The organism is Parageobacillus thermantarcticus (genome assembly GCF_900111865.1).
GTDB classification, from domain to species: domain Bacteria; phylum Bacillota; class Bacilli; order Bacillales; family Anoxybacillaceae; genus Parageobacillus; species Parageobacillus thermantarcticus.
This window is the reverse complement of record NZ_FOJS01000063.1, coordinates 1-10,758: the sequence shown is the minus strand read 5'-3', so window position 1 is coordinate 10,758 and position 10,758 is coordinate 1. Positions and strand designations below refer to the sequence as shown.

Here is a 10,758-nt window from a genome sequence, read left to right as displayed (position 1 = left end):
TCGAGCGCGCCGTCAACCGTATGCTTCAGTACATCCCGGACAGACAAGCCGGTGATGCCGTCAAAGGTTGTAGATGTTTTTAAATGCAAAACCTCGTCGTTTCTAAAGACGTATAGCTTGCCATCATATGGATCGTTGTAACGATACCATATTGCATTCTTTTTTCCTAGAATCCCTTGGTCGTCCACAACGATGACAACATGATTGCTTGGCATTATCCACATATCTTGCAGTACCGGTCCATCGTACCGGCACCATACATACGCGTTGCCGTAATGGTTCCGGTTCATTTCCACCGTTGACCAAAAGATGCTGCTGGTCATGTAGGGATTCGGACGTAGCTTTAAAATGTTGTAGACATCCTCTTTATCGCTTTTCACGATGCCTCGATCGGTACGCTGATACATCTTTAGAGGTAATTTTCCCAGGCTTTCAGATAAGATTTTCAAACAAGCAAAATAGGTTGCTTCGGATAATTTATCTTTTGGTGTATCCGGGTCAATGCCGAGCCACTCCAGCAGTTTAGGATTCATCATATCCACTGTTTCGTTTTTTACCCTTCTCTTTAACGCATTTCTAACAAATCCCACGTTCTCACCTCCTTTACAAAGGAGTTGCTGCTATCACCGTTTAGCGAACGCAAAGCCGAAAAGCAGGAAGAGTGCCCCAAGCAAATAATTTCCGGCAGTATCACCAAAATGGTGATAAGTGTTGTATAGGATAATCACAACACCGATCAAAATTAAAAAGTCCTCTAACCAATCCGTTAGAAGACTTTTTAGCACTTTCGAGATGAAGTTTTTCAATGCCTTAGCCATTCAATCACCAGCCCATCATTTTGAGATATTCCTCAGTAATTTCGTTAATATCAACCGTCTCTGTTCTCGTCATCGCCCGCGTCATCGCGTTGATCGCAGCCGCTAACGGGTCGATACGGTCAGTTGATTTATCCTTGTCTAGCATGATATTTTCATTATGATCTTGCCGCACAACAGCATTTCCGACCGCCCAATTGAGCACAGGATTATCATCGTGCACAATCTTGCCCGAAAAAACCAACTCTCTGAAAAACTTCGTTGGCTCCGACAGCGTGCGAATTCCTTGCCTAATCTCGACCATTGTATAGCCTTCCGCTTCCATTTCCTGAGCGAAGTGCGTGGCGTTATACGGGTCGTAGCAAATCTCCTTAATGTCCCACAGCTTGTCATCAGCCAGCTTCTTGATATACGACTGGATAAAGTGATAATCCACCACAGCGCCAGGTGTGACGGTGATCCAGCCTTGCTCTACCCATAAATCATATGGAACTTTATCCGTCCGTCGCTTCTCAGCCAGCGTATCCTCTGGAATGAAGCTATGCGACCATACATAAAAACGGCCGTCGCCTAACGGGACAACGCCGCTGATGCTCGTCAAGTCGATTTTTTTAGACAAGTCCACGCCGATATAGCATTCTCGGACATCTAAATCAATTTTCTTCGATGTAGCACATGCACGCCATTTATCTAACGGAATATAGCCGTTGTCTTTTTGGTCTACCCATATATTCATGTTCTTCGTTAAAAAGCTCCGCATTTTTTCAGGCACATCTAAAGCTGTTTGCAGTTCACTTCGCAAAAAATTCATGCCTTCCTCATACGTCGCGACGATCGGATTGGCTTTTATCCAATTCCGTTCGTCTTTGATGTCGTCGTCCTTGTCCAATTCACAAATCATCACGAAATACTCATCGTTTTCGATTGGCGAATCGGGATCAAGAATCTTTGACACGTACTGATATTCGGTATAGCAAGGCGAATCGAGGTTGAATCCTGCTGTTGTAATAACGACGATCAATGGATTTTTGCGTGCAGCCATACCGGAAACTAGCACGTCATATATCTCGCTCGTTTCGTGTACGTGGTATTCATCAATGACGGCAAGACTAGGGTTCTTCCCATCCCCTGTTTTCCGTGCCTCTTTCGATAACGGCTGAATAATGCTACCGCTCTTTTTGTGCCGGATACGCCCATAGGAATCGGTGTATTTGCCGTTTAGCAGTGAGCATGACTGGATTTGTGACAGCACCTCATTGTATACGATGCTGGACTGTTCCCGCCCCCATCCGGCAATATACACCTCTGACTGCTCTGGCGACAGAAAACATTCATAACTGGCGATCAATGCGAGAAGTTGAGACTTTGCATTTTTCCTAGCCAGCTGAATATATGCTTTTCGGAATCGTCTCAAATCGTTTTCTTTGCGTTTCCAGCAAAAGATATTACCAACAACAAAAAGTTGAAAATCAGTCAATTCAATCGGCTGGCCAGCCAATACACCTTTTGTGTGTTTAAACATCCGCGCCCATCGGTAAAAGCGATAAAGTTCGTCACCGTCGAAATAGTATGGATAATCGTCGTTAGGGATGAGTTCAATCTCTTTTAAAAACCGCTCACACGCCTGTTTATGTTTTTTACACGCCGTTATGCGCCCATCAACTATATCTTCAGCATATCGGACAATCCGAGCGATCAATTCAGTTATCATAACGCATCACCGAACAGCTCTTCTTCTTCCGTCTTCGGCTTTTTATCCTCTTTCGCAATCGCCAATTTTGCCCTAGCAGCTGGTGTCAATCCGAATTCGGCTGCCAAGCTTTTCATTTGTTCATGCAACTGCTTTTTCTTGGTGAGAAGAGGATGAGGAACTTTATTTGTTTCGGCCGCTTTGTTGGTGTATTCGACCATGAGCCCCTCTTCAGCGATCATTTTTGTACACTTCACATAGTCCGAATAGGCATCGCAATATGTAGCAAGGGCAACAATATCAACATTTGTGATCAGTCCCAGCTCCGATAGTTCAGAAACAATCCTTTTGAATTCCTTTTTAGCTAAAGGATCAAGCCAAGAAGGAGGTTTCACCTTGTCCGCTTTCGGCTTCAATCGTTCTTCAGCTTCCATTCGCTGTTCGATTTCTTTTTTCGTCAATCGGCTTTTATTCCCTTGCAACAAATGTAGCTGAATCGGCATCGCTTTTCGTCCCATCTCTCTCACCTCCTGCTTACCCCTTTTATGAGAAAAAACGAATTTTGTGCGCGTTTGCCTGGCCCCCGCCGGTCCCAGAGGCCTTTGCCAAACTTTTTTGACCGCCCCTACCCATACCGTCGTTTATCCTCCGCCGTCTTCCGGTTATGGCAGGCTTGACATAGTGATTGCAAATTACTCATGTCCAATCGTTTATCCCATGCCACCAATAGCGGCACTATATGATCCACAATTACTGCACGTGTGATTCGTTTGTCTCGTAAACAATGCTGACATAAGTAATTGTCTCGAACTAACACAGCCTCTCTAATACGTTCCCATTCTCGACTATGGTAGAAGGCTCTTGCTTGTTGGTTCCGTTTGTGCTTGTCGTATTCCTTATCATTCCGTCTTGATCGTTGTCTTTGTTCGGCTAGGTGTTTATGTTCGTTGCAGTAGGTTTCTCTTGTGAGGTTCCTGCATCCAATCTTGTTGCATGGTCGCAGTGGTCTGTTCGGCATGTCATCAACCCCAAACAGCATCTAAAGCAAAACATAACAGCATGATGCAAGGGCATATCAAATACCAACGGAAATCGGTAAATTCGCCTTCAAATAGATCGACAACCAACTGGATTAACATCACTGTCCCGACGCCTAAACCTAAGCCAATAAACAAATGGTATTACCTCCAAAAGAAAAAGCACCCGATTGAGTGCTTACAATTCGATTTTTTTAATCTGTATATCCAAACACTTTTGACAATAGAAATAGACTGTGAGAATTATATCGCTGGCGTTCTCAACTCTAAACTCACGATACAAGTGATCGCATTTCTTGTCAGGCTTATGTTCACTTTCGGTAGAATTTTGCGATAGTGGTTTAGGCGGTCTTGGTGTTTGCGGACCCGGTTTTACACAGTGCTTTTCGCCGTAATAAATCCTAGCACTGGGTTTTTCAAAAACCATATTGTTTCCCTCCAAATAAGAATGATGTTCATCACTCCAAAGCCAATAAAAAGGACACAAAGCAATATCCTCTTATCTCATGAAGACATTGTTTTATGCCCTTTGTTCAATACAAAACCTCCTGAAAAAATCAGGAGGTCAGTCAAGAATTTCATAATCCTCTGCAAGTAAATCTTCTGCAGTTATATCGGCGTAATATACGTCTTTTCCGTTCTCATCTACTCGTGAAATCATCCAACGGTCATCATCATCGACACATCCGAATGTTTCGTATTTGAAACGAATACCATATTGCGCCTTTTTACTTTTAATCGTTTTTCCTTCCCGCATTGCTGGAAAAGCCTCTTCAAACCGCATCAGTTTCACCTCCTTCCAAAATAAAAACGCCACCCCGATCGGAGTGACGCTAGGTAAAAAAAGCATTCTGTTGGGAAGTTTCGCCCTGCTTCATACCCCTTTCACTTATTAGTGGCATTTGTACGACAAAAAACGATGCATTACACCTATTTTGTTTTGCTTTACAAAGTATTAAAATGTTATTATAAATTGCAGGAAACTTTATTATGTTATCGAATATTATGTTTCAAAGGGGTGAGGTGGCATGAAAAAAATAATTGGTATAGTTTCCCAAATAAATATGTTTGTACTTCTTACCGCCATTTTTTTCCTTTTATATGACCTTGCCCTTTTGAAACTGAATATATTCAATAACAGTACTATAGGTATTTTTTATATAAGGGAATTAATATCATTCGTATTAGCCCTTTTAACCGTAAAAGCTTTTTTTAAAGTTGAAAATAGGTATAAAGAGGAAGAATAATTAAATTTATTCTTCCTCTTTACTTTTTGTTTCTGCTGCAGCAGACATCTGTTTGTTTATGTCTTCAATATATGCCTTCAATGCTTTTTGTAGCTGTTCTGGCATCTGAATGTCAAGATTCTCTGCGTTAGCTACCAATCTTTCCTGTTGTTGTTCCGTTAGCCCATTAGTTTCTTGCTCTTGATTTTGTCCTTGTCGTTTTATTCTGTGCCATTCTAAAAATCTCCCGACTATTCCCGGCGTATCCCACTCCATTGTGAAAAATTTGAACCTTCCACCTACCACTGTAAGCAAGATAAGAGAAAAAATAACGATGTTTTGGATACCGCCAATGAGTTCAATCGTTCCCGGCGACTGGATGCTGACTTTAATATCAATTTCATTATCAGAACCAAGTTTATTATTGTCAGCTATCGCTAAAAGATCGGACATGAAAGGAATCAAATGATGAGCCTTAATGTGTTCTTTCCTGCGCACGTGCAATATAAAATGACACTTATCTCCTTTGATATAAAAATCAAATAATGATTTGTCAATATATTCAGCATAACCGTCTGCTTTAGAAATTGTGTGTTGCGAATATATAAGTTTGTACAATTGTGGATCCAAATTATCTCTTCTGACTACTTTAATCCATTTTACTTGTCTTCTCTTTCGGTACGGACAAACTCCCTCATATTCAAAAAACCATTCAGAATGTTCGTCGATATTTTCAATTTCAATTGGTATATCTTCTTCATACGGTTCATCATCTTGAACAATGCCAAAGTGTATGTATGCCGATTTGCTTGAAGGAATTAAGACAATATCTCCTTTTTTTATATCATAGCAAAAAGTTTTTATTTGATTCGCAACATAGTTAGGCCTATTTTCATTTTTATATTTTTCTCTAACAATATCCTCTAAAGGTCTGTTTTCTTTCAAATGTTTCAATTCAATTCGATTCCAGCCAATACCTATGAATCCATCGTTGACAAAGTTTTCGTAATACTCCCCTGAATTTGTCCTTACAAACCAATACCTTTGGTTTTCAGGAATTTGCGGGATATATTTAACTAACTCCTCCATTGACTTCCCTCCTCTTGAAATAATTTGAATTTAACAAAATTTTATACCAATTTAATTCATATATCTAGTAACTTATAAATAAGGCCTCTTCACCCGCAAAGGCAGAAGAGGCTTTCGTTTATACGTTTTCTTATTTTTTTCTCGGCTCTTTCGATCATTGTTTGTACGCTGCTGGACGATATACATAGATAATTCGCAATCTCACTATATGTTAAGCAATATCCACGCGACATTAGATATACTTCCCGTTCCCGATCAGTAAGCACTGATAAAGCATCTTCAATTCGTTGACGGTCCCATTCTGTTATGAGACTTTCTTCTTCGTGATCGTCCCATTCGTAAACTGGCTCACTAGACCGAAAAAACTTTTGCATTAACAATGGGTCAAACGGTTTTTCGCGCTGATAAGCAGCTCTTCGTTCAATGCCTCTTCTGTTTCCTGGCATACGACTTGTTTCCATCCATTCAATGGCAAATTCTAAATCGCTAATCATTCCTCTTATAATTTTTTTATCTTCTTCACTAGCTTTAATGTACATTTTCCGCGCCATTTTTAAGGATTTTTTATATTCTTGGACAAGATCGTTCATATAGACGACCTCCTTCAAATGAAAAGAGGACACCAAACGAGCGCTAAGCTCATTCAGTGTCCTCCAGTTGACTGGTAGAACTATATATCTCCATATCTGTTTTACTGTAGTACGTAGGTGATTTACTCAATTTTTCAATAGATATTGTTTTCTTAGCAACGATATCTTCTTCAGCTATTGTCGTATAAGTTATCTCGATAACAAAGCTTTTTTCTTTAACACGATCAATTCCATGAATAGCAAATTGAAGTTTATCAATTTTATTCTCAAGTATCTTAACTTCTGTATTTTCTAAATTGACACTTACACTTTTAATTTTAAAATATGGATAATTCATAGGAACACAGGTAAAAGTTACTTTTTGCAAACCATTAAGTATTATGTCCTCAAACATGACATACGACCTTCTGGTACTTATATACTGCTTTTTTTGTAAGTTAATTTGTCGTTTAGATTCTTCAACAGCTTTTTTGGCTGTACTTGTTGCTTTCCATGATGAAATAGCAGCTACAGAATTTGCAATTGCTGCAATAATAGTTGCAACAGAACTCCAAGTGCTTATATCCTTCCACCACACTAAAATTCTTCCCCCTCGTCAAACTTAACACGTTTTACTTTCCCTTGATGAGTAATAATTTTTGTTTCCCCATATGCAGGTAACTCAGTGATTTTTGCCTTTCCATCACAAATGACGATGGCAAAACTCCCTTTTTGTTCCATTATATCAATCTCTAGCTTTTTTGTACTAGGGTTAATTTGCAACTCTCTTAATCTCACGAGACTCCCTCCCATATGTTATAATGTGGTTAGAAAACCATTGTATTCACCGTCATTGACCGGGAGAAGTCCGGTCTTTTTTTTATGTCCAGACCTTATAATTTACAATTCTGCGTTGCTGTCGGGTCATACCGATTCACAAGCCTATACCCGAGCAGCTGGTACTGTCTCACTTTCCATTTTCGTTTTGTGCGAATTTCATTGTGCGTTTTCGGATGGCGTAGGATGTAGATCATTCGGTTCCCTCCAATGCCTCTCGCGCTTTCGTAACGAAATAATCCGCTTCCGTTGCCCATTCGTTTTGCGAAAGCCAATCTGCTAGGTCTTTCGCTTCGATCATTTCTTTCAACACTTTCTCATACCGTTCGATTTTCTCTCGCATGTACTGACGATTGAAAATTGCGCCTGTGTTTTCGTATTTCATCTCTAGTTCTTCAACACGTTCTTGTAGTTGTTCGGCTTTTTCTGCTTGCTGAATCAACCAATTTAAGTCAAGTTCATCAACGAAATAACGGATTCTGTGACCACCTAATTCATCTTGATAATACATGGGAAAATTTTTGATGTTTTTGATTTTCTCTATGCGTTTTTTTTCGTTCATTTCAACCCCTCCAATATCGATTTGATTCTTTCCTTAAATTCCTTTTTTGAAGGAGGTCTAAATAAATCCACTAATGTTTCATGTTTTCTGCACTCTTCACAGATATAGTCCATTCCCTCTGCAAGAACAATGCTGACTAAGAACTGTTTGTATTCACCGCAATATGGACACTTGACCCCTTCTTCTGAAAAATCATCTGTAGTCATCTGCCGCGGTATTGTTTTGTTCCAAGGCAGATTCATTTCGTTCCCTCTTTTCCTTCATAAAATCAAGAAAATGTTCACGAATTTTCCACGCTGTCTTTTGACCGATCCCCGGGATTTCTTCCAACTTCCCAAGCCATTCCAGCATCAATTGCGTGTCTAATTCGTTTTGCCGTTTGGCGCCTGCTTCAAATCCGCGATTCCATGCCGTCATTACATCTGGATGAAAGGGAGAAGAAATTTTCTCCCTCTCACGCTTGATTTTGCGTAGCGATTTGCCCATAAAACCACCTTGATCGTTCAGATTATCTTCGGAATATTCATTAAGCTGGTTCGATATATACCACAATAGCTTTTTTCCATTCAAGCTGTTCGATTCTCTTTTTAGCCTGTTGATTTACCCATTCATTTTGTTCCTCTGATAGAGGAAATTCACTAAAATGTCTTTCAGCAATTTCTTCAGCTATGTGGTCAAATAACTCGTCTTGATTATCAAATCGAAACCAAACTGTATCATCTACGATAGTGTATTCATCGAGTATAATCCTTTTTGGCTGTCCTAATGTGTAGTAATGATCAGACCCTTCCTCTGGATACATAAAAATGAGTTCTCGGTCAGGGTGGTCTTGTAATAGTTGAAGCAGTTCTTTTGTTTTGCTGTTCATTAAATTCACTCCTTCACAGTTTGTGTCTACCATTCACAAAGGTTTCACTGTACTACCTTCCAACCTTTGCGAATTCGGCTGTTTAACTCACATTTCCGCAACGGCTCATATCGATAGACAGCTTGGCCATCTTCACGTCGAAACAACAGGTACCATTTTGCTTTGCGTTTTCTGTGCTTCATAGACAGACCCCACTTTTAAGCCCCGTAGACGTCGATATGGAGCTTTTGCAGTGCGTATAGTCTTAAACCCTTCACCTCTTGTTCCAAACGCATCAGATCGGCAAAATAGCGCTCATTTTTGGCCGTCAGTTCATCGTTTGCTTCTTTCAATCTTTGAATCTGATTTTCTAGCAATAAATTTTCTTTATTCAGCCGTTCCTTGTCTGCCATTGCGGTTTCAAATAGCTCTTTCCAATGCCCGACTTCCTTTTCCATATTCGTTTGCAATTCTTCCAGCTGCTTTTTCAACTCATCACGTTCGGCCACAACTTCCTCATATTTCGAATAAGCAATCACTGTTTTCTTCATCACCTCGTCCTCCTTCAAAATATCATCAAGATTTTCGCCAGCACGTAGCCTTTCTAATTGTTCCGGTGTCAGCTGATATGTCCTTACCGTCGAATCAATATTGTGCGGTCTGTTGCCAAACCGTGGCGGTCCCATGCGAGAGGGAGAAATTTTCGTCAAGGTTGCCATCCTACTCACCCCATATTTTTCCTTGCAACTTCAAACACTCGATTTCTATCGTCGAGCGATCGCCATACCCAATGTTTTCCCTTTTTCTCGTACAGATCGAACCAATGCGGTTCGAAGTCTGCCCGTTGAACATAGCCTTGTTGTGTCCGTCCGTCTTCGTACAACCACACATGAACCCACAAATACTCATCATTGCGCCTAATGATCGCCGAATAGTCTTCCTCCGTGCCATCTCGCCAGCGCCATTCGTATGTCTTGACGTATCCGATCGCTTCCCATCCTGGAAAAGCACTCTGTATCCTGTTCAATATGCTGATATCCGCTGTCTGTCCGTCTTCCACAAAATCGAAAATCGTCAGCTGTTCCATTTATTCCCTCCTTCTCCTTTTGTCTTACGAAATTTTGTTTAGAACTTCTTGTTGAAACTTTGTTAACTTGACTTGTTCACGCAAAGCCCTAGCGATTTGCGCCAATACGAACGCATCTATAACGTTATTCGAGTCGCTTTCAAATCCCCATCGTTTATACACCTCAAGCACAACCTTCTCTTTATTTGCGTTTCCTTTCGCTCCGGCAAATTTTTTCAAAAGAGACGGGGCGACGTCGATATATGGAATGCCCCGTCTGTACAGCTCCATTCGCATCCCCCATCCGATTCCACCCAAAAGGAAGCCTCGCTGACTCGCGTATCCAAACCCTTCGATTGCGACAAAATCCGTATCATGCACCGAATCGACTACGGCTTGGATCAGTTCGCTCATCCTCGCCGGGTCGTCTCCCTCTCTCTCAATCTCTTTCACCTCAATCACTTCCCCAAACGGAGATAACGCTACAAAGCCCGTCCGTAAAGATGGATCAATGCCTACGAATCTCTCAAATCTCATCAATATCCCATCTCCTGACGTTCGTGATTAACAGCGTTTTTCTTCATGTACGCTTCTTCGATTTGTTCCCATGTGAATCCGAGCATTTCGCCAAGACCAAGAAAGTATGCAAAAAACAAATCATATATCTCACCACTAACATCCTCATCACGATGGAAATAAAGGGAGTTGATCCAATCGTATATGGCGATAAATTGCCCTAGAATATCACCGTCACCGAAATACAACGGCTTTGGTTCATAATCTTCATACACTTCATTCATGTTGATGTCGTTTCCGATCGATAAGATGAAATGCAGGCAGTCCACGTATTCTTCAAGGAGTGGATTTTTGTAACCTAAAGTCCCCGTTCCCCCGCAATCCTCACAATTAATGACTTCGTGCGTGTAACCACCTTCGAGATCGTCAATATAACTATCATAATTTTCATCGCCAGTTCCGTTACAAGTCGGGCATATATATTCAATTTTTGTTCTCGGCGCC

Annotated in this window: 20 protein-coding genes; 1 reads left to right on the top strand and 19 read right to left on the bottom strand. The window is 40.8% G+C overall.

The window, feature by feature from the left end; translation table 11 throughout:
- The 6 genes from BM278_RS16705 to BM278_RS16675 form a co-directional block, all read right to left on the bottom strand.
- Nucleotides 1-590: phage portal protein (locus tag BM278_RS16705; RefSeq protein ID WP_143093480.1), on the bottom strand; the 590-nt coding region annotated here is incomplete at its 3' end.
- 232 nt (nt 591-822) lie between these two features.
- On the bottom strand, nt 823-2,526 hold the full coding sequence (locus tag BM278_RS16695) for a terminase large subunit (protein ID WP_090952055.1): 1,704 nt from the start codon (nt 2,524-2,526) through the stop codon (nt 823-825).
- Complete coding sequence (locus BM278_RS16690; RefSeq protein ID WP_047818752.1) at nt 2,523-3,023, bottom strand: phage terminase small subunit P27 family; 501 nt, start codon at nt 3,021-3,023, stop codon at nt 2,523-2,525. The genes BM278_RS16695 and BM278_RS16690 overlap by 4 nt, the downstream gene beginning before the upstream one ends.
- A gap of 107 nt (nt 3,024-3,130) precedes the next feature.
- Entirely contained in the window at nt 3,131-3,523 is a 393-nt protein-coding gene (locus BM278_RS16685) for an HNH endonuclease (protein WP_090952052.1), read from the bottom strand.
- Nucleotides 3,524-3,527: 4 nt separating this feature from the next.
- Nucleotides 3,528-3,680: a hypothetical protein gene (locus BM278_RS19065; protein WP_208601830.1), complete on the bottom strand. Its 153-nt coding sequence runs from the start codon at nt 3,678-3,680 to the stop codon at nt 3,528-3,530.
- 427 nt (nt 3,681-4,107) lie between these two features.
- Nucleotides 4,108-4,326 carry a hypothetical protein gene (locus BM278_RS16675; protein WP_090952046.1) on the bottom strand — a complete coding sequence of 73 codons (219 nt, stop codon included), beginning with the start codon at nt 4,324-4,326 and terminating at the stop codon, nt 4,108-4,110.
- Between the two features lie 244 nt (nt 4,327-4,570).
- Between BM278_RS16675 and BM278_RS16670 the strand changes: the two genes are divergently transcribed.
- Complete coding sequence (locus BM278_RS16670; RefSeq protein ID WP_090952042.1) at nt 4,571-4,789, top strand: hypothetical protein; 219 nt, start codon at nt 4,571-4,573, stop codon at nt 4,787-4,789.
- Between the two features lie 6 nt (nt 4,790-4,795).
- Here the strand turns inward: BM278_RS16670 and BM278_RS16665 are convergent, their stop codons facing one another.
- The 13 genes from BM278_RS16665 to BM278_RS16615 form a co-directional block, all read right to left on the bottom strand.
- Nucleotides 4,796-5,857, bottom strand: a complete 1,062-nt coding sequence (locus BM278_RS16665) for a hypothetical protein (RefSeq protein WP_090952039.1) — start codon at nt 5,855-5,857, stop codon at nt 4,796-4,798.
- 89 nt (nt 5,858-5,946) lie between these two features.
- Nucleotides 5,947-6,447, bottom strand: a complete 501-nt coding sequence (locus BM278_RS16660; protein ID WP_090952036.1) for a sigma-70 family RNA polymerase sigma factor — start codon at nt 6,445-6,447, stop codon at nt 5,947-5,949.
- Nucleotides 6,448-6,496: 49 nt separating this feature from the next.
- The gene (locus BM278_RS16655) at nt 6,497-7,024 is read right to left on the bottom strand and encodes a hypothetical protein (RefSeq protein ID WP_090952033.1); all 528 of its coding nucleotides are present in this window, start codon (nt 7,022-7,024) and stop codon (nt 6,497-6,499) included.
- Nucleotides 7,024-7,224 carry an XtrA/YqaO family protein gene (locus tag BM278_RS16650; RefSeq protein ID WP_090952029.1) on the bottom strand — a complete coding sequence of 67 codons (201 nt, stop codon included), beginning with the start codon at nt 7,222-7,224 and terminating at the stop codon, nt 7,024-7,026. The genes BM278_RS16655 and BM278_RS16650 overlap by 1 nt, the downstream gene beginning before the upstream one ends.
- A gap of 95 nt (nt 7,225-7,319) precedes the next feature.
- The gene (locus BM278_RS18945) at nt 7,320-7,460 is read right to left on the bottom strand and encodes a hypothetical protein (protein ID WP_167359669.1); all 141 of its coding nucleotides are present in this window, start codon (nt 7,458-7,460) and stop codon (nt 7,320-7,322) included.
- Nucleotides 7,457-7,825: a hypothetical protein gene (locus tag BM278_RS16645; RefSeq protein WP_090952027.1), complete on the bottom strand. Its 369-nt coding sequence runs from the start codon at nt 7,823-7,825 to the stop codon at nt 7,457-7,459. The genes BM278_RS18945 and BM278_RS16645 overlap by 4 nt, the downstream gene beginning before the upstream one ends.
- A gap of 192 nt (nt 7,826-8,017) precedes the next feature.
- A complete protein-coding gene (locus BM278_RS16640; protein ID WP_090952025.1) occupies nt 8,018-8,311 on the bottom strand; it encodes a hypothetical protein in 294 nt (97 codons plus the stop codon).
- Between the two features lie 40 nt (nt 8,312-8,351).
- Entirely contained in the window at nt 8,352-8,693 is a 342-nt protein-coding gene (locus BM278_RS16635; RefSeq protein WP_090952022.1) for a hypothetical protein, read from the bottom strand.
- Nucleotides 8,694-8,737: 44 nt separating this feature from the next.
- Nucleotides 8,738-8,875, bottom strand: a complete 138-nt coding sequence (locus BM278_RS18940; RefSeq protein ID WP_167359668.1) for a hypothetical protein — start codon at nt 8,873-8,875, stop codon at nt 8,738-8,740.
- A gap of 15 nt (nt 8,876-8,890) precedes the next feature.
- A complete protein-coding gene (locus BM278_RS16630) occupies nt 8,891-9,391 on the bottom strand; it encodes a hypothetical protein (protein ID WP_208601829.1) in 501 nt (166 codons plus the stop codon).
- A 5-nt stretch (nt 9,392-9,396) separates the two neighbouring features.
- On the bottom strand, nt 9,397-9,759 hold the full coding sequence (locus BM278_RS16625) for a hypothetical protein (RefSeq protein ID WP_090952020.1): 363 nt from the start codon (nt 9,757-9,759) through the stop codon (nt 9,397-9,399).
- A 24-nt stretch (nt 9,760-9,783) separates the two neighbouring features.
- Entirely contained in the window at nt 9,784-10,275 is a 492-nt protein-coding gene (locus tag BM278_RS16620) for a RuvC family protein (protein WP_090952017.1), read from the bottom strand.
- Nucleotides 10,275-10,733 (bottom strand): dUTP diphosphatase, encoded by a 459-nt coding sequence (locus BM278_RS16615; protein ID WP_244151213.1) that lies wholly within the window; start codon nt 10,731-10,733, stop codon nt 10,275-10,277. Before BM278_RS16615 ends, BM278_RS16620 begins: the two co-directional genes overlap by 1 nt.
- Nucleotides 10,734-10,758: the final 25 nt, after the last annotated feature.

Bases quoted from the DNA above. Each gene is read 5' to 3' on its own strand.
- BM278_RS16695 (WP_090952055.1), bottom strand. From the start codon at position 2,526: ATGATAACTGAATTGATCGCTCGGATTGTCCGATATGCTGAAGATATA.
- BM278_RS16690 (WP_047818752.1), bottom strand. From the start codon at position 3,023: ATGGGACGAAAAGCGATGCCGATTCAGCTACATTTGTTGCAAGGGAAT.
- BM278_RS16685 (WP_090952052.1), bottom strand. From the start codon at position 3,523: ATGCCGAACAGACCACTGCGACCATGCAACAAGATTGGATGCAGGAAC.
- BM278_RS16675 (WP_090952046.1), bottom strand. From the start codon at position 4,326: ATGCGGTTTGAAGAGGCTTTTCCAGCAATGCGGGAAGGAAAAACGATT.
- BM278_RS16670 (WP_090952042.1), top strand. From the start codon at position 4,571: ATGAAAAAAATAATTGGTATAGTTTCCCAAATAAATATGTTTGTACTT.
- BM278_RS16665 (WP_090952039.1), bottom strand. From the start codon at position 5,857: ATGGAGGAGTTAGTTAAATATATCCCGCAAATTCCTGAAAACCAAAGG.
- BM278_RS16660 (WP_090952036.1), bottom strand. From the start codon at position 6,447: ATGAACGATCTTGTCCAAGAATATAAAAAATCCTTAAAAATGGCGCGG.
- BM278_RS18945 (WP_167359669.1), bottom strand. From the start codon at position 7,460: ATGATCTACATCCTACGCCATCCGAAAACGCACAATGAAATTCGCACA.
- BM278_RS16645 (WP_090952027.1), bottom strand. From the start codon at position 7,825: ATGAACGAAAAAAAACGCATAGAGAAAATCAAAAACATCAAAAATTTT.
- BM278_RS16640 (WP_090952025.1), bottom strand. From the start codon at position 8,311: ATGGGCAAATCGCTACGCAAAATCAAGCGTGAGAGGGAGAAAATTTCT.
- BM278_RS16635 (WP_090952022.1), bottom strand. From the start codon at position 8,693: ATGAACAGCAAAACAAAAGAACTGCTTCAACTATTACAAGACCACCCT.
- BM278_RS18940 (WP_167359668.1), bottom strand. From the start codon at position 8,875: ATGAAGCACAGAAAACGCAAAGCAAAATGGTACCTGTTGTTTCGACGT.
- BM278_RS16630 (WP_208601829.1), bottom strand. From the start codon at position 9,391: ATGGCAACCTTGACGAAAATTTCTCCCTCTCGCATGGGACCGCCACGG.
- BM278_RS16625 (WP_090952020.1), bottom strand. From the start codon at position 9,759: ATGGAACAGCTGACGATTTTCGATTTTGTGGAAGACGGACAGACAGCG.
- BM278_RS16620 (WP_090952017.1), bottom strand. From the start codon at position 10,275: ATGAGATTTGAGAGATTCGTAGGCATTGATCCATCTTTACGGACGGGC.